Source organism: Planctomycetota bacterium, assembly GCA_026387035.1.
In the GTDB taxonomy this organism is placed as follows: domain Bacteria; phylum Planctomycetota; class Phycisphaerae; order FEN-1346; family FEN-1346; genus JAPLMM01.
Genome location: JAPLMM010000163.1, coordinates 1 through 17,419, shown reverse-complemented (window position 1 = coordinate 17,419; position 17,419 = coordinate 1). Strand labels below are relative to the sequence as shown.

The window sequence follows — 17,419 nt, the reverse complement described above, 5'->3', positions numbered from 1 at the left end:
GGCCCGGAGCCGCCGGCGAATCGCCTCGCGATCGAAGACGTCCTCATGCACGGATCCCGCGAGTTCACGACTCACCTCGTCCGCCAAGAGCGGCCGCATCAACTCATACGCCGCCTCGCGCGGGGCCTTCCGATCCACCACTTCGATCACCACGATCTGGCGCTCGCGCGCCAGCGTGATGAGCGTCCGCCGCTGGCCTTTCGGATCCAGGCGGAAGCATTCCGCCACCACCAGCCGGTTGGGACCGATGACAGGAAGCGACGGCGGAAACGCGAACCACCGGCCCATCCGGGCGACGGGCACCATCCGCTCGCGCGGAAACCAGTCGCTTTCTTCACTCTTGATGCCGGCCTTCTTGGCGGCGGCTTCGAGGCCCGGTTCGGTCGCCGCCTCCAGAAGCGCCCGCCCTGCCGCCACCGCCGACTCAAACGCCGACTCCAAACGCACGTCCGCGATGACTTTGCCGCGCACCTCGTCCAGCGACGCCGGTTCGTGATTCGCCTCGCAGGCCGTGACGCGAAACGCGTAGGCCCGGCCGTCGGCATTCGTGAACACCTCGCTCAGTTCCCCGACCGCCATTTGCACCCGTTCCGGCCCCACGAGTCCTGCCAGCGCCAGCGCCTGCTGGGCCAAGCCTCGGTTTTCCCTGGCGGCCCCGCCGACGCCCTCGAGTGCGGCCAGTTGCTCGCCGGTGAGCAGATCCGGCACCGCCCGGTGTTGGACCAGTGCGCCGTCCGCCCAGATTCGCAGGTCGGGCGCCGCCCGCATCGAGCGGACTTCGGAGACGTCGGCCTGCAACTTCTCGCGAGCCAGGCGCCCGGCCTCGGTGTCGAGGAGTATCTTGCGAATCTCATCCCGGACTTCCTCGAGCGGCCGGAACTTTTTCTCCTTCGGTGCGTCGGCAACCGGCGCCGCCTCGCCAGCACCTTCCTTCTTCGGCTCCTCTTTCACAAGGTAGTCCGGATCCTTATGGGCTTCGTAGTAGGCTTTGACATCCTCGTCGGCCGCGCGCGCCTCGGCATCCTTCGCGAACGCCTTCGGGTCGGCCACGAGGTACTCGATGCGGACGCGGTCGGGGATGCGGTAGCCGAAGCCTTTCGGCCCCTGACCGGGAAGGTGCTGCTTGCAGGCGTCGAATTGTTTTTGGAGGTCCTCCTCCGACGGTTCGGGAACTTTGTCGCGGAAATCCTCGGCCTTCAAGACCGCCAGACGCACTTTCATTTTCTCGTCGATCCGCGCGAAGCGGCGCCTGAGTTCCGGCTGAACGACGATCGCCGTCGTCTCCGTGAGCCAATCGACGTACGCCCGCAACGTCATGTCCACGCGGAGCGCCTCATAGAAGAAGTCGCGGTCGCCCCCCTCCTGAGCGATTGTCTGCTTCAGGTCCTTGGCCGTCAGGCCCAGTTTATGAAGCGCCTCCAGACGGGTCTCGACCTCCAGACCCGACGCGTCGAATCCCCACTGCCGGGCCTCCCGGTACAGGGCCATCCAGGTCAGCACATCAGCCCCGCTTGGCTTCTCATTCAGAAACTCGTCGCCGAGCATAGGCCAGATGCTCCGGCCGGCCGTCTGAAACGACAGGTCGGCCTGGGCTTCCGGCGTCTTGACGGAGGGGGCGAGTTTGTAGAGCAACGTTCGCGCGGCCCGGCCGGCGACCCGGATCTGCCTGTAGAAGGTCGCCAGTTCGCGCTGGCGGACCGGCGCGCCGGCGATCGTGCCGACCTCGGGGTTCCCCTCGCCGCTGACCCAAGCCATGAGTGTCGGCCACACCTTCGAGCCGATGCTCCACAGCACCATGCTCGCCACCGCCAGCACCATGAGCACCATGAAGAACCGCCGGTGCCGCCTGAAAAACGCAAGTTGCATCGGCCCTGTCCTTTCCACGGGTCCGAAACCGTTGCTCGAAAGGCCAACCGGCTAGTTCTACAACGCTATCTCAACGCAGAGAGCGCAGAGGCCGCAGAGAAAGCCGAGGCCTGGGTAACGACAAACAGCAGCCAACAACGGACGCCTTCCCTTTTCGTCTTTACCCAATTTGTGCCGTTCTCTGCCCTTCGACTTCGCTCAGGGCAGCCCGAGCATGGTCGAGAGGCTGCATTCTCGGCGCTCTCTGCGGTGAAGAACACAGCGTAGTAGTTCTAGACGCGGACGCCCGGAAATGCAACCTGAAAACGGACCGCCCTACGCGCCACCCCTCCACCGAGCCAAGAAAGTGTTTGTTGGTTCCCAGGACCGTGATAGAATTATCCGGAAAAGCCCACGACGGTCGTGGGCGGGAGGCTATCCGGGAAATCCCGGTTGAGACCTGCCGCCCGAACCGGCGGGAAGGAGAATAGGACCATGTGGAAGGCCGGATCAGCAGTTTTCGTGTGCACGGCCGTCTGCCTCTGCGCAGGGGCCGGCGCCCAGGAGCAGTTCACGTACGGTGATCTCGCCGCGCGACTCTACGATTTCAAGCGACTGGCGACGCCGCCGGTTCCGGGTGAGCGGTCGGGCAACTTTTCCAGTTGCGACCGAGGGGCAAAGTACAATGCTCAGACGGGACAGTACGAGGGGTGGCATGCCAACGCCGACGGGGGCGGGTTCATTCGCCGCGAAGGGACCGGCATCGTCGCCGCGGAGATCGACGGGCCGGGGGTCATCTGGCGGGTTTGGTCCGCGCTGGCGAAAGAGGGCCACATCAAGATCTTCATCGATGGCCGAGAGACGCCGGCCCTCGACATTCCCTTTGGCGAGTTCTTCAACAACCAGAGCGGGCCGTTCGCCTATCCGGAACTGGTGCTCACGTTGTCGCGCGGGCGGAACAACTTCGTGCCCATCCCGTTCCAGAAATCGTGCAAGATCGTGCTCGAGCAAAACTGGGGGGCGTATTACCAGATCACCTACACGCAATTCCCCGAAGGCACGACCGTTCCCAGTTTCCGCGGAGAGTTTAATGAAGTGGAGCAGGCGGCTCTTCAGAAGGCCAACGACGTGTTTGCCGCAAGAGGCCGCGATCCCAAACCGGTATCCGCCGATCGGCAGACTGTGGACAAAACGATCACGATTGCGCCCGGCGCAAGCGTGGACGTCTGCCGCTTGACAGGCCGCCGAGCGATCTCGCAGATCCACGTCGTGCCGGACGCCGGCGGCGACGACCCTATCCGCACACTGCGCGAACTTGCGCTTTCGATCACCTGGGACGACGATACGCAGCCCGCCGTTTGGACGCCGCTGGGCGACTTCTTCGGAACGGCGCCGGGCATCAACCGCTTCAAGTCGCTGCCCACCGGCATGGCCGAGAACGGTTTCTATGCCTACTGGTATATGCCATTCTCGAAGTCGGCGCGTGTGACCATCGCCAACGACGGCGCGAAACCGCGGACGCTCTCAGTGAAAGTTGTGCACGATCGCGTCGACACCGATAAGCCGCTTTTGCGTTTCCACGCCAAATGGCACCGCGACGCGTACGTCGGCGTGGATGAAAAGTCGTTCACACACGGGGACCGCTGGCCCGACTGGCCGCTGCTGGTGGCCGAAGGACGCGGCCGGTTCGTCGGCGTGAATCTGCACGTCTGGAACCCCAATCCATTCGGCCAAGTCACCAAGGTGCTCGACGTCGATGCGAAACAGTTCCCGCCGCGAATCTTCGGCACAATGCAGGCGGCGGCCAAGAGCTGGTGGTGGGGAGAAGGGGACGAGAAGTTCTTTGTGGACGGCGAAAAGATGCCTTCCACGTTTGGCACCGGCAGCGAGGATTACTTCGGCTACGCCTGGGCGGCGAGTAATCCGGTCGAGTTCGAGAGCGCCCTGGCGAACCAGCCGCTCAACAAGAACAGCAGCCTGGGGCACGTGTCGAACAGCCGGTTCCAGTTGGCCGACAACGTCCCGTTCCAGACCCGTTTTGAAGCGGTGTTCGAGAAGTATCATCCGAACAACTGGCCGTTGCTCTACGCCTGCACGGCGTACTGGTACCAGGCGGCGGGCGAAGCGGATTTGTACCGGCCGGTTCCCGTGGAGCAGCGCGTCGACTACTACGTGCAGCCGACCCGTGAGGCCCCGGTGCCTGCGGACGGGATCCGCGAAGGCAAATAGCAGTTGTTGTTCGACCTCCCGGCAGGCGGATCGGATTCTCCGGAATCTGTGGAGCGGCGAGACGGAGGCGGCCGACCGGAACGCGATGGCCGAGGCGCGTCTGACGAACGTCAGGTCTTTGTAGCATGGGGCCGCGCCAGAGGCGGGTAAGCTTTACGCCCCGCGCGGACCGCTTTCGGCCGTCTGGGCAGCGCGGGGGATAAACCTTGGCCGCCTGTGGCGGCCCCCGCGCTACACGGACTAGAGAACGCCAACCTTCGGAAATGGGTCCTGCCAGAAAATCTAGTCACCCTACGCGCCGGCGCGGACGGCGCGGAGCCGGCTCACCTGGATGAGGGCGTTCTCGGTCGCCAGTTCCGTGTGGACGTAGCGGCTGATGTGGCGCTGGGCGTCCGCCAGGAGGCCGACCGCCCGGAGAAGCGCCTCGCCGGGCCACGCGGCCAGCGAGCGGATGGCCTCCGTCTGGTCGGCATTGACGAGCGCCGGCGTCTCCTCGCCCACGGTCGCCAGGACGAGGGCGTCGCGCAGGGCCGACGCGACGGCCGCCAGGGCCGTCCGCGCCGCCTCGCGCCGCAGCGCGGTTTCCTCACGCGATTCGTTCGTGACACGCTCGTCCTTGGCGCGCTCGCGCGACCAGGCGGCGATGCGCTCCGCGATGTCGAGCGCTGCCGACTCCTCCATCTCCGCCAGGAGCGGCACCACGGCGCGCTTCAGGTCCCACAGGCCGTTGCCGACCAGCGAAAGGGCGCGCTCGATGCTCCCCCCCGCGAAACGCGAGGCATAGGCGACCTCCGCGTCGGAAACCGCCCCGTCCTCGGGCAGCAGCAGCGCCCGCACCTTCTCGGCGACGAACGCGTCCGGAAGCGGCCGGAAACGCACCCACTGGCACCGCGACAGGATCGTCCCAGGCAGCCGTGAAGCGTCCGCGCACAAGAGGATAAGGACGGCGTGGCGCGCCGGTTCCTCGAGGCTCTTCAAGAGCGCGTTCGCCGCCTCTTCGTTCATCAACTCCGCATCGTCCAGCACCGTCACGGTCCGCGGCCCTTCCATCGGCGAGAGGACCACCGATTCGGTCACGACGCGGTCGGGGCTCCCTTCGCGCCGGGCCACGAGCGCCAGGCGGAAATCGTTGCGGTCCGGCTCCTTGCGGAACCAGTAAACGTCGGGGTGCGTGCCGCGCTCCACGCGCTCGCAGCAGGAACAAGCACCGCACGAATCATGACCGTCGGGCCCGGCGTCGCGCGGCGTTTCGCAGAGGAGCACCTTCGCCAGTTCCCGCGCCGCCAGGCCTTTCCCGACGCCGCGCGGGCCGGCGAAAAGAAAGGCGTGCGGCATGCGGTCGGACCCCACGGCCGCACGCAGCGCCCGAACCGCGCCTTTCTGATGCTTGACCTTATCGAAGGACACGTTTCACCGCCGATTCGATGTCGCGGGCGACCGCGTCCGGCGCGCGCGAAGCGTCCACGACGACAAACCGGTCCGGCCGCTCGCTCGCCATCGCCAGGAACCCCTGGCGGACCTTCTCGTGGTACGCCCGGTCCTTGGATTCCATCCGGTCGCGCGCCCGCGCGATCCGCGCGAAACCGGCCTCGATCTCCAGGTCGAGGATGATCGTCAGGTCCGGCTCGATGCCGCCGGTCGCCACGCGGCCCATCTCCCAGATGAGGGCCGGCTCGATGCCGCCCGCAAAGCCCTGGTACGCCACGCTCGACGAGACGAACCTTTCGGAGACGACGACCAATCCGCCCTCGAGAAGCGGCCGGACGATCCGCGCGACCATTTCGGCCCGGCTCGCCATGTAGAGGAACAGTTCCGTGCGGGCATCCATGTCCGGCAGGCGCCTGTCCAGCAGGACCTCGCGGATGCGCTCCGAGACGGGCGTCGAGCCAGGGTCGCGGACCGCTGTGGCCTGGCGCCCTTGCTCGCGCAGACGCGCGACCAGGCGCTGGACCTGGGTCGTCTTGCCGCACCCTTCGGGCCCGTCGAGCACGATGAACCGGCCTGGAAACGTTTCGGACACGCTAACCCTTTTCGGTTTCAATCCGGCACAGGACCTGGCCGACCTTGATCTCCTCGTCCTCGTCGGCGACGAGTTTCACGATTTTGCCTTCGACGGGACTCGGCACGTCGAACGTGGCCTTGTCGGTGATCATCTGCACGAGGTCGTCGTCCTTCTCGACGTGCTCGCCCGCCTCGACGTACCAGAACGAGACGCGGGCCTCTTCGCCGGCGTCGTCGCCCAGCGGAGGCAACTTCACTTCCACGACGGCCATACGTGCGCTCCTCGCCTCAAAAACTCCGTGCGCCTTTCGAGCCGGCGGCACCTCTTTGCGCCTTTCGAGCCGCGACCGTAAGGTCGCGGCGACGTTCCCCACCCTGGGATGTGCCATGGCGGCGAACGTGACCGCCGCCTCACGGCGGCGGCTCGGCAGCGCGGGGCAAGCCCCGCGGCGAACCCGCCGCGCGCTCGCGAAAGATGCGTTCGGCCTCGTAACTCGACCGGACGAACGGCCCGGAGGCCGCGGCGCGGAAACCCATCGCGCGGGCCTCCGCCTCCCACGCCTCGAACTCGCCCGGCTCTACGAAGCGGACCACCGGCGCGTGCGCCGCCGAGGGTGAAAGGTATTGGCCGATCGTCACGATGTCGCACCCCGCCTCTCGCAGGTCGCCCAGCACCCCGCGCATCTCATCCGGCGTCTCGCCCAGCCCCACCATCAAGCCGCTTTTCGTCCACGTTTTCAAGCCCCGAGCCTCCGCCTGCCGCTTGACGTACGCGAGAACTTCGAGGCTCCGGCGATAATCGGCCTCCGGCCGGATCGCCGGATACAGGCGAGGAACCGTTTCCACGTTGTGGTTGAAGATGTCCGGCCGCGCGTCGAGGACCGCATCCAGCGCCGCGCGCGAGCCTTGAAAGTCGGGCGTCAGGACTTCGATGACGGCCTGGGGCAGGCGGGCGCGGACCGCGCAGATGGTGCGGGCGAAGTGCCCCGCCCCGCCGTCCACCAGGTCGTCGCGCGTCACGCTCGTGACGACGATGTGGCGGAGGCCCAGCCTCGCGGCGGCTTCGGCGACCGCTTCCGGTTCGTCCTCGCGCGGCGGGCCGGGGTCCGCCATCGGTATCGCGCAAAACCGGCACGAGCGGGTGCACGATTCGCCGAGAATCAGAAATGTCGCCGTCCCGCGCGCGTAACATTCGGCGAGGTTCGGACAGTGGGCGCCCGAGCAGACGGTCGCGAGGCCGAGGCCGGTCAGCAGGCGGCGGACGCGTGCGGCCTCGTCGCCCGCGGGGATGCGCTTCCTAATCCACGGCGGGAACCGCGTCGCGCGTTTCACGGCCGATGCTTCAGGCCCCATGCTCTGCTCCCGCGGCGCGCCGCGCGCCGGTTTCCTTTTCGGGCGATTCTTCCGAGACGCAGCCGGCCCGCGCACCGTCGAATCCGAAAACGTCCACCAGGCATTCTACAAGGGGCGCTTTGACCTCCGCAACGGAGACCTTGCGCCCCAGGAGCCGCTCCAGGCTCGTCACCCCGCAGCCGCGAATGCCGCACGGCACAATCAGGTCGAAGTGCCCGAGGTTCGTCGAGACGTTCAGCGCGAAGCCGTGATAGGAAACCCAGCGGGTGACGGCGACGCCGATGGCCGCCACCTTCTCGCCGCCCACCCACACGCCCGTGAGTCCCTCGGAGCGCCGGCCTTCGACGCCGAACCGCGCCAGGAGGCGGATCAGCACCTCCTCCAGGTCCCGCAAGTACCGATGGACGTCGCGACCGTGAAGGTCCAGCCGCAGAATCGGGTAGCCCACGACTTGGCCGGGCCCGTGATAGGTGACGTCGCCGCCGCGGCTCGATTCGTGGACCTCGATGCCCTCGGCCCGAAGGCGGTCGCGCGAGGCCACAATGGGCGCGCCCCGCGTGCCGCGGCCGAGGGTAATCACCGCCGGGAAGTGTTCGACGAGAACGAGGTAAGCCCGTTCTTTGGGGGCGGCCTTGACCCGCTCGACCAGGCGTTTCTGGAGCCTGAGCGTCGGTTCGTAGGCCTCGCGGCCGATGTCGAGGTAGGTGAGTTCGGCCATGGTTCTCAGCCGACGGCGTGCATGGGCAGGCCGAGCCAGGCCTCGGCGGCCTCGAGCACCCCTTCGCTGAAGGTCGGGTGCCCGTGGATGGTTTCGGCGAGTTCCTCAACAGTCAACTCGTGGCGCATGGCGAGCGTGATTTCCTGGATGACGTCCGTTGCGTGGGGACCGATGACGACGGCGCCGAGGATTTCGCCCAGTTCTTCATCGGCGACGATCTTCACGTGGCCGTCCGCCTCACCGTAGGCGCGGGCCATGCCGCTCGCGCGATAGGAGAACCGCGCGACGCGGACCCGGCTCGATTGTTTTTTCGCGTCGGCCTCCGAGAGACCGACGGCCGCCACCTCCGGGTGCGTGTACACGCCGGCGGGGACGACCTTGCGGTCGTCGGCAGCCTCGTGCCCGGTAGCGTTGTCGGCGGCGACGACGCCCATGCGTGCGGCGAGATGGGCGTACTGGCGCCGCTCGGCACAATCGCCGACGGCATAGATACCCGCGACGCCGGTCCGGCACCGCTCGTCAACCTTGATGAGGCGTCCATCGAGTTCGACGCCCACGTCCTCGAGGCCGAGGTCCTCGGTGTTGGGGATGCGTCCGACGGCGACGAGGGCGCGGGCGGCCTCGACTTTTTCGCCGCCTTCCAGGTGGGCCGTCACGCGATTCTTGCCCGCCTCGACGCGGACGACTTTCGCGCCGGTCCGCACTTTCGCTTCCCGTTTTCTGAGGAGCGCAGAAATCGCCTTGGCCGCATCCTCGTCGATCGTCGAGGCGAGGCTGTCGAGCATCTCGACGAGCGTCGTCGGGATGCCGAGTTCGGCGTAGAGGGTGGCGAACTCGCAGCCGATGATTCCGCCGCCGATGATGAGGACGCTCTCGGGCAGGTCCCCGGCGGTGGTGGCCTCGTCGGTCGTCCAGACGAGGCCGCCTTCCCAGGGCAGGAAGTCCGGTCGAACGGCCCGGGCGCCGGTCGCAAGGATGACGGCCTTGGCGGCGACCTCTTCGTCCTTTCCCTTGACCTCGACCGTGAGCCGGCCGGGAGCCGTCAGGCGACCTCGCCCGCGTATGACATTCACGCCGGCGGCCTTCAAGAGTCCCTCGACGCCCTTGCGAAGTCCGGCAACCACCTCGGCGACGCGCTTCATGTAGGCCGGGCCGTCCACCTTGGGCTCGCCGGCCGACAGGCCGAACTCGGCCGCGTGCCGAAGCGTCCAGGCGATTTCGCTGGCACGCAGCATGGCCTTCGCGGGGATACAGCCGACGTTCAGGCACACACCGCCCAGGTGGCCCATCTCGATGCAGCAGACCTTCGCGCCGCGTCGAGCGGCCCGCAAGGCCGCCTCGTAACCGCCGGGCCCGCCGCCCAGCACCGCCACGTCGTAGGAGTTCAAGGCCCGCTCCTTCTTGTTTCCGACCCGAGGGACGCATCGTAGCGGGGCGTGCGGCAAGCGTCAAACGCAAAAGGAAACGGCGGCGGGAACCCGTTCGGCTGCGTCCCGGCGCGCCGGGACCACCGCGCCTCCGCTTACCTGTCGAGGAGCGGAGGCGTTAGTTGCCGCCCCTCAGGCCATGTCCACGTCGAGCCGGTCAATGCGGTCGGCGTCGGCGTTGCCGAGGCCGATCTTCTGGGCGTAGGCGACCATCTGGCGTGCGGCGGTCATGGGCCAATCCTTGCCCACGCTCTCCTTCCGCTTCGCTTCCAGGATGCGGATGCCCACTGCGGTCACGGCCACGGGGTCGGTCCCCACAATCAGGCCGCGGAAGTCCCAGCGGTACTGTTCGTTGTCGGCCGGGCCGCCCGCGAACAGGGGACGGATGGCGTCCACGATGCAAAGGCGCGTTTTGGTGCGCAGCGGATCCAGGGCATTCAGTTCCGGCAGGTTCCGGGGGAGCCGCTCCGGCTGCCACCAGTGGAAGGCGGCGGGATTTTTCACGCTGCCCAGATGGTTCTTCAGGGCCGCCGAGATGCCCTCGCCCGAATGCGACTTCAGGACTGAAACATTCACGATGGCCGTCGCGTGGTCGGTGTACAGCCGGCGGAGGCGCGTCTGGAGGCCGTTCGACGGCAAGGTGAACGGCTCCGAGAATTCGCCGTAAGGCTCGGGCACCACGCGGTCCACGACGACGATCCGCTCGGGCTTGACGCCGACCTGTGCCGCCAATTGGGCGGCGACGGCGTCGTGGATCTCCGTGTGGCTGTGGAGCGTCGGGGCCCCCATGGAGTTGTGTTTGACGGCGACGAAGTCGTCCTCGCGGCCGACGCTTTGCCAAGCGGCCTTTTCGTCCTGCGCGCCCGAAAGTTCCACGAGCGCCCGGTCGAGCATCTGCCGGACCACGGGCGGATTGACGCGGTACTCCCGGAGGATGACTTCCGGGTGCGTGACGACGACGACGCGGCTGCGCGCCGCGTCGGCCGCCCCGGCGCCTCGCACCGCGAACGACGCCAGGCCCGTCGCGGCCACGGCGCCGGCGGAGAGCATTTGGAGGAAGTCTCGCCGGCTCAGACCGTGGTCGGCCGCGCGGCGACGGATGGACGCCTCCTGCCGGGCAAAATCCTCGCAGATTTCGCCGAGCGTCCGCTGCCCCTCGGGCAACCGGTCGTGGCCCTCGGGACAGAAACTTTTTCGCGCGTGCGACATGGCGGTCCCTCTCCCTGGATCCCCATCAGTCTAGCAGACGCGCGGCGGACAAATCAATTCAAAGCGAAGAAAAAGGCGCCCCGCACGCTGCGCGGGGGCGCGGGGCGCCTTGGGGTTTCAGCGAACGCCGCCGGAAGGCTCACTTCGGCGGGATGACCAGCACCGTGCCGATCCGAATGTCGCTCACGTCGCGGATCTTGTCCTTGTTCGCCTCGAAGATTTTCGTCCAGAGTTTCCCGTCGCCATAGAACCGGCGCGCCACACCATAGAGCGTGTCGCCGGCCTTCATCGTGTAGGTCTGAGAGCCGGTCGGCGGCGCAGGAGGCGCCTTGCCTTCCGACCCCTTCGTCGTTTCCACTTCCGTCACGGCCACCGGCGCCGGCTCGACAGGCGGCGCGGGTTGAAGTTCCTCGGCCGCCAGTGGCGGAACCTCTTCGCTCTTTTTGGCCTGGCACCCCACGACCAGAAGCAGACCAGCCACCAGCACAAGAATCGTTTGCACGCGCATCGTCAACCCCTTTCGCATGAAGCCCCTTTGGAGGATATCCAGTCTATCAACCGCTCGTTCCAAGTCAAGCGCCAACCAGCCACGCCAGGAGGCCCCGCAGCGGATCGGCCTCCGGCAGGTTCACGAAGACGAGCATCGCGATGACGGCGCCGGCGTGGAGGTCGAAAGGCACGGTCCCCCGCTCCCACCGCCAGAGCAGAAGTCCGGCTAGCCCGCGGGGCTCGATGGCGCGGGCGGCCGATTCGTCCATCCGGCCGTCCTGGGCCGCACAGGCCCGCCGCGCCCGCCAGAGCCGATGCGAGACCGTCGTCAGCGGCCAGAGGCCCAGAATCCAGATGGCGATGACCAGGTGTCCGAAGGCCAGGCCCAGGAAAATTGTCACGACCCGCTCGCCCCGCTGCCAGAACCCGCCGCCGCACCACGGGACGACCCTTTCGGCCCGAGCACGGACGTAACTGACGAGATACGCCCACACGAGGCCCAAGCCCGCCACGAGGACGAGCGTCAGGTTGGCCTCGGCCGGGCCGGGCGCGTCCGGGCGTGCCGCAAAGTACAGGGCCGGGCCGAGATACAGCGCGCCGTCGCTCGCGCGGTCGCAGATGGAGTCCAGGACGCCGCCAAAGCGGCTCTTGGCGCCGCCCAGTTGGGCCATCGCCCCGTCCAGCATGTCGCAGGCGCCCGCTGCAACGACAAGGCCGACGGCCCAAGGCCACCAGGCTTTTCCGGCCGCCACGGCGACCCCCGCCCCGACCGTCAGCAGCATCCCCAGGATGGTGACGTGGTTCGGGCGAAGACCCACGCGGAGCAGACCCCGCGCGACTCCTTCACGCACCGGCCGAACCAATCGCCCTATCAGATTGGAGATCATGGGTCACAACGGCCGAATGACTCGCGATTCCCCTTTGCCCGGGCCCGTGCGGAAGTGAAAAGGCCGACGGCGCGGGACACGCCATCCCCTGCCCGCTCGCCACGTCGAGTCCCGGCGCGCCGGGACCGGACGTTATCGCTCGCGTTTTCCCGCGATGAATTCCTCGATCTGCGCCTGCGCTTCGCTGTCACTCATTTGTTCCGGCGGATGCTTCATCAGGTAGGCCGACACGCTGGTGAGCGGCCCGCCCGTTCCGCGGTCGCGGGCCAGCCGGCAGCATCGGACCGCGTCGATGACCACGCCGGCGCTGTTCGGCGAATCCTCGACGCTCAGGCGCAGTTCCAGGTTGAGCGGCACGCCGGCAAACCCCCGCCCTTCCATCCGGAGGAAACAGACCTTGTTGTCGTGCTGCCACGCAACGTAGTCCGCCGGGCCGATGTGGATCTGGTCGTCGGGCAACGGCGTCTCGAGTTGCGATTGGACGGCCTCGGTCTTCGACGCCTTCTTGCTCGTCAGGCGTTCGCGCTTCAGCATGTTGAGGAAATCCGTGTTGCCGCCCGTGTTCAACTGGTACGTCGCATCCAGCGCGACGCCTCGGTCGCGAAACAGGCGCGTCAGCACGCGGTGGACGATCGTCGCGCCGAGTTGCGCCTTGATGTCGTCGCCGACGATCGGGATGCCCGCCTTGCGGAACCGCTCGGCCCACTTTCGCGTGCTCGCGATGAAGACCGGCATGCAGTTCACGAGGCTGACGCCCGCCTTGAGGCACGCCTCGGCATAGTGCTCGGTGGCCTTCTGGGAACCCACGGGAAGGTAGTTCAGCAGGATCTGGGCCCCGGACCTTTTCAGGGCGGCGGCGACGTCGACGGGCTTCTTACGGGCGGGGATAAACCGTTGATTTTCGGGGAATTCCGCCATGTGGTCCGAATAACCGTCCAGAACGGGCCCCATCTGGACCGTGACGCCGCTCTCGTCCATCTCGGCGCAGATGGTCTTGGTGCAGTTCGGAGGGGCGAAAACGGCCTTTTCCAGGGGCTGGCCGACCTTTCGCACGTCGATGTCGAAGGCCGAGACGCACCGGATGTCGCCCGGCGAGTATCCGCCCAGGTCATAGTGCATGAGGCCAAGCGTCTCGCGGACCCCGTCGTCTTCCAGCCGGCGCCGATAATACGTGATGCCCTGAAGCAGACTCGACGCACAGTTCCCCACACCTGCAACGGCCACTCGAATGACTTCGTCCATCGGCACGTCCTCGTGATTGACAAAGGCTCCTGTCACCCCCAGCACAGGCCGACGGCTCTGGAGGTAAACCTAACAGATAACACTCGGCGCGCGGGGTGTCAACGCAAAACGCCGGCGCGTCGCTGCGCAGGAATCTCCGCGCCCGTTTAGCGGCCAATTTGCCTTTCGGCCTGCCCGGAGAGCAGCCAGCGGCTGATCGGCGGGCGTGTTTCGCGCGCTCCTTTTCTCCACAGTCTTTCCACCGACATTTCCGGCGCCACGCAAAACTTTTTTTTCGCGATGATGCGCGTCTAACTCCGCATCGCATATCGCCTTCCGAACGCGCCGTCTTCCCTGCCGAGGCGGCCGAGAAAAATTTCATTTTGCACCGTGACCGAACACCCCTAGGATACGTGCGTCGTCGTGTGGTCGCCGGTCGCATCCGTCGAGCCGTCTCGCCGCCGGCAACTCTTCGCGTGGGGGCACTAGGTTACTCGCACCGCTGCGCCAGACACGGGGGTTTTCCGTGGCGCTGCATCAGCATACAGCCGCCGATCAGATCATCTCGGATTTGCAGGCCGCCATCGGACCCGAGCGCTGGCGCGTCTGGTTCGAAGGATCCGCCGACATCCGCATCGAATCGGACCACGTGATGATCGGCGTGGCGAACCTCTTCATCAGCGACTATCTGAAAAGTCACTTTGCGGGACACGTCACGTCCGCCGTCCGCGCCCACCTCGGTCCGGATGTGCCGATCACGTGGCGCATCCAGCCGGACCTTTTCCAGAAGCGCCGCGCTCAGAACCTCGCCGACGAAGCCGAGGCCATGGAGCAACTGGAGTCGGCGCCGACGACGCTAGCCCAGGTCGCGCCTCAACCGCCCTCGACCCTGCCGAGGTTCACGCTCGACAATTTTGTGGTCGGCCCGTGCAACCAGATGGCGTTTGCGGCGGCGCGGTCGGCCGTGACCGCCCCCGGCAAGGATTTCCATCCCCTGTTTATCCATGGGGGGTGCGGGCTCGGCAAGACCCACCTGTTGTATGGCATCCTGAACGCCCTCAAGGCCAAGGCCGGACTGCAGGTCGTCTGCATGTCGGCCGAACAGTTCACCAACCGCTACCTCGCCGGGATTCGCACGGGCCGACTGGACGCCTTCCGCCACCATTACCGCAACCTGGACGTCCTGGCCATCGACGACGTGCATTTCCTGGGCGGCAAACCCGCCACCCAGGAGGAGTTCCTCAACACCTTCAACGAGTTCGAAGGGCACGGGCGACTGATCATCCTGGCTTCCGACGCGCACCCGCACGAGATTCAGGCCGTCCAGCATCGGCTCATCAGCCGATGGGTCTCCGGGCTGGTCGTCCACCTTTCTCCGCCGGACGCCGAGACGCGCCGACGGATTCTCCACGCCAAGGCCCGCCAGATGCGTCACACGATGCCCGACGACGTCGTCGCCTTGGTGGCCGACCGCATCCAGGGAAGCGTCCGCGACCTGGAAGGCGCGCTGACGCGGATCATTGCGTACGCGGCTCTTTTGAAACAGCCCGTTACGCCGTCGCTCGCGCGGCAGGCGCTGGAGGAGTTTATTGTCGCGCGTCCGCCTCGGGCCGGCCTCCGCGAGATTGAGGCCCACGCGGCGGAGTTTTTCGGCGTCACCGTCGCGGACGTCCACAGTTCCCGCAAGTCGCGCCTCGTCTCGCTCGCACGCCAGGTGACAATGGTCCTGGCGCGCGAACTGACGGATCTTTCTTTTGCCGAGATCGCCCGCCTCATGGGAGGCAAGAACCACACCACCGTCATCGCCGCCTGCCGAAAGTGGCACCGCCTCCTCAAACAGGGCGCCGAGGTCTCCTGGACCGACAAGTCCGACCACCGTGCCCTCCCCGCCCAGGCGCTTCTGGCCCACCTCAAAGAACGCATCCGCCACTAGCGGCCCGGCCGACGGGCTTTTTCCTTGCCACTCCTCTTCAACGCGCCATAATGCCGCCGCATCCGAGAGGCTTTCCGTATGCCCCAACTGATTGTCAGCATCTCGGGGATTCGCGGCATCGTGGGCGACGGGCTCGGACCCGACGAGGCGATGCGGTTCGGCCTGGCCTTCGGCGCGTATCTGGAGGGGGGCCTCGTCGTCCTGGGTCGCGACAGCCGGCCCAGCGGACCCTCGCTCGCCCAAGCGTTCCAGAAGGGTCTCCTTGCGACCGGATGCCGCGTCCTCGACGCCGGCATCCTCTCGACCCCGGGGACGGCAGTGCTCGTCCGCCACCTGAAGGCTGCCGGGGGAGCGGTCATCACCGCCAGCCATAACCCCGCCCCGTACAACGGGATAAAACTCCTTTCGCCCGAGGGGCGCGGCCTGACGAACGACGAAGGCCAGGCCGTCGTCCAACGGTACCACCAACAGGCCTTCCGCCGGGTCGAACCCGACCGCGTCGGCACGGTCCAGACGGTAACGGACGGGCCGCAGGTCCACGTCGGCCGCGTCCTGGCCACCGTGGACGCTCGTGCCATCCGCGCCGCCGCGCTTCGCACGGTCGTGGATGCCGTCAACGGGGCGGGCGGGGCCGAAATGGCCCTTCTCCTGGAGCGGCTCGGATGCCCGTGCACGATGATCCACGGCGAGCCGACAGGCCGGTTCAGCCGGGGGCCGGAACCCATCCCGGAGAACCTGAGCGACCTCGGCGAAGCGGTTCGCCGCGAAGGGGCGGCCATCGGCCTTGCCCTCGACCCCGATGCCGACCGCCTGAGCCTGGTGGACGAAACGGGCCGGCCCATCGGCGAAGAGTACACGCTCGCCCTGGCCTGCCGCCATCGCCTGACGCAGGAGCGAGGCCCTCTGGCGGCCAACCTTTCGACCTCGCGGATGATGGACGACGTCGCCCGGGAAGCGGGCGTTCCGCTTTACCGGACGCCCGTCGGCGAGGTCCATGTCGCCCTGGCTGTGGCGCGCTACGGGTGCTTGATTGGCGGGGAAGGCAACGGCGGCGTCATCGATCCGCGCATTACCCTGGTCCGCGACAGCCTGGTCGGAGCCGCCCTCATCCTCGAGATGATGGCCGTCTCCGCCAAGTCTCTGATGCAATTTTCCGCCGAGTTGCCCGTTTACACAATGGTCAAGGAAAAGGTGCCCGTCGGGCGGGCCGAGCCGGCGCGCGTCCTGCAGGCCGTACGCGATGGGTTCAAGAATGCAACCGTGGACGAGCGCGACGGCCTGCATCTCGGGTGGGACGAAGGTTGGCTCCACGTCCGCCCCTCCAACACCGAGCCGATCCTGCGAATCCTCTCGGGTGGGACGAAGGTTGGCTCCACGTCCGCCCCTCCAACACCGAGCCGATCCTGCGAATCCTGGCCGAGGCCAGGGACGGCCGGACGGCTCGGGCCTGGGTCCGCCAGGTGGTCGACCTTGTCAAGGGACTGGCCTAGAACGGTAACGGGCGATTTTGCGGCCGCTTTTACCCGGGCTCCGTGCTAGAATGCTTGGGATAAGGAACCAAGGGTGACTTTGTGCCCGTCCTTCTCCGAAAGGAGGCACGTTATGAGGTGTGTGATGCTTGCCTGTCTGCTCGCCGGTACCGTGCTCGCTTCGGCAACCGCTCTGGGCCAGGGCCAGCCCCCTGAGGCCCCCAAGCCCACTCCCTGGGCGCCCGCCGTGTCCGGCACCGAGGCCCAGGCGCCCCAAGGCCCCATCGATTTGAAGACCGCCCTCACGCCGGAACAGTACCTCCGGGCCATCCAGCCCATCCTCGGCAACCTCGAGCAGGCCGAGAAAGCCCTTGCCCTCTACGACGAGGAGATGGCGAAGCCCGAAAAAGAGCGGGACGAAAAGCGCGCGCTGGGTTTCAAGGAACGTGCGGCTCGGTTCTACGCCGCCGCCTCGCTCCGCGCCCGCCAGTCCAAGAGTTATGTCCCCCAGGAAGCCCAGAAGGCCGCCATCGCCGACCAGTACGAAATCCCCGCCCGGGACAAGGCCATCGCTATCTACCTGGACCTCGCCCAGATTTACATGAGCAAGAACGATCTGCGTGCGGCCGTCGCCTACT

15 protein-coding genes are annotated in these 17,419 nt (G+C 67.0%); 4 read left to right on the top strand and 11 right to left on the bottom strand.

Annotation, left to right across the window (positions count from 1 at the left end; all coding sequences use genetic code 11):
- Positions 1-1,866, bottom strand: a 1,866-nt coding sequence (locus NTX40_05720) for a hypothetical protein (protein MCX5648581.1), incomplete at its 3' end; no start/stop codon positions are given.
- 474 nt (positions 1,867-2,340) lie between these two features.
- Between NTX40_05720 and NTX40_05715 the strand changes: the two genes are divergently transcribed.
- On the top strand, positions 2,341-4,074 hold the full coding sequence (locus NTX40_05715; protein ID MCX5648580.1) for a DUF2961 domain-containing protein: 1,734 nt from the start codon (positions 2,341-2,343) through the stop codon (positions 4,072-4,074).
- 291 nt (positions 4,075-4,365) lie between these two features.
- Here NTX40_05715 and NTX40_05710 read toward each other — a convergent pair whose 3' ends face one another.
- The 10 genes from NTX40_05710 to NTX40_05665 form a co-directional block, all read right to left on the bottom strand.
- Positions 4,366-5,481, bottom strand: coding sequence for a DNA polymerase III subunit (locus tag NTX40_05710; protein ID MCX5648579.1), 1,116 nt, complete (start codon positions 5,479-5,481; stop codon positions 4,366-4,368).
- A complete protein-coding gene (gene tmk / locus NTX40_05705) occupies positions 5,468-6,094 on the bottom strand; it encodes a dTMP kinase (GenBank protein ID MCX5648578.1) in 627 nt (208 codons plus the stop codon). The genes NTX40_05710 and tmk overlap by 14 nt, the downstream gene beginning before the upstream one ends.
- Before the next feature lies 1 nt (position 6,095).
- Positions 6,096-6,347 (bottom strand): hypothetical protein, encoded by a 252-nt coding sequence (locus NTX40_05700; GenBank protein ID MCX5648577.1) that lies wholly within the window; start codon positions 6,345-6,347, stop codon positions 6,096-6,098.
- A gap of 139 nt (positions 6,348-6,486) precedes the next feature.
- On the bottom strand, positions 6,487-7,428 hold the full coding sequence (gene lipA / locus NTX40_05695) for a lipoyl synthase (GenBank protein ID MCX5648576.1): 942 nt from the start codon (positions 7,426-7,428) through the stop codon (positions 6,487-6,489).
- Complete coding sequence (gene lipB / locus NTX40_05690; protein MCX5648575.1) at positions 7,418-8,146, bottom strand: lipoyl(octanoyl) transferase LipB; 729 nt, start codon at positions 8,144-8,146, stop codon at positions 7,418-7,420. The genes lipA and lipB overlap by 11 nt, the downstream gene beginning before the upstream one ends.
- Positions 8,147-8,151: 5 nt before the next feature.
- On the bottom strand, positions 8,152-9,534 hold the full coding sequence (gene lpdA, locus NTX40_05685) for a dihydrolipoyl dehydrogenase (GenBank protein ID MCX5648574.1): 1,383 nt from the start codon (positions 9,532-9,534) through the stop codon (positions 8,152-8,154).
- Positions 9,535-9,705: 171 nt separating this feature from the next.
- On the bottom strand, positions 9,706-10,782 hold the full coding sequence (locus NTX40_05680; protein MCX5648573.1) for a DUF362 domain-containing protein: 1,077 nt from the start codon (positions 10,780-10,782) through the stop codon (positions 9,706-9,708).
- 139 nt (positions 10,783-10,921) lie between these two features.
- Entirely contained in the window at positions 10,922-11,308 is a 387-nt protein-coding gene (locus NTX40_05675; protein MCX5648572.1) for a LysM peptidoglycan-binding domain-containing protein, read from the bottom strand.
- A gap of 46 nt (positions 11,309-11,354) precedes the next feature.
- Positions 11,355-12,122, bottom strand: coding sequence for a CDP-alcohol phosphatidyltransferase family protein (locus NTX40_05670; protein ID MCX5648571.1), 768 nt, complete (start codon positions 12,120-12,122; stop codon positions 11,355-11,357).
- Positions 12,123-12,290: 168 nt separating this feature from the next.
- Positions 12,291-13,400 (bottom strand): inositol-3-phosphate synthase, encoded by a 1,110-nt coding sequence (locus tag NTX40_05665; protein ID MCX5648570.1) that lies wholly within the window; start codon positions 13,398-13,400, stop codon positions 12,291-12,293.
- A 505-nt stretch (positions 13,401-13,905) separates the two neighbouring features.
- Here NTX40_05665 and dnaA point away from each other — a divergent pair.
- From dnaA to NTX40_05650, 3 genes are all read left to right on the top strand, one after another.
- Positions 13,906-15,312, top strand: coding sequence for a chromosomal replication initiator protein DnaA (gene dnaA / locus NTX40_05660; GenBank protein MCX5648569.1), 1,407 nt, complete (start codon positions 13,906-13,908; stop codon positions 15,310-15,312).
- 78 nt (positions 15,313-15,390) lie between these two features.
- The gene (gene glmM, locus NTX40_05655; protein MCX5648568.1) at positions 15,391-16,851 is read left to right on the top strand and encodes a phosphoglucosamine mutase; all 1,461 of its coding nucleotides are present in this window, start codon (positions 15,391-15,393) and stop codon (positions 16,849-16,851) included.
- 63 nt (positions 16,852-16,914) lie between these two features.
- Positions 16,915-17,419: hypothetical protein (locus NTX40_05650; protein ID MCX5648567.1), on the top strand; the 505-nt coding region annotated here is incomplete at its 3' end.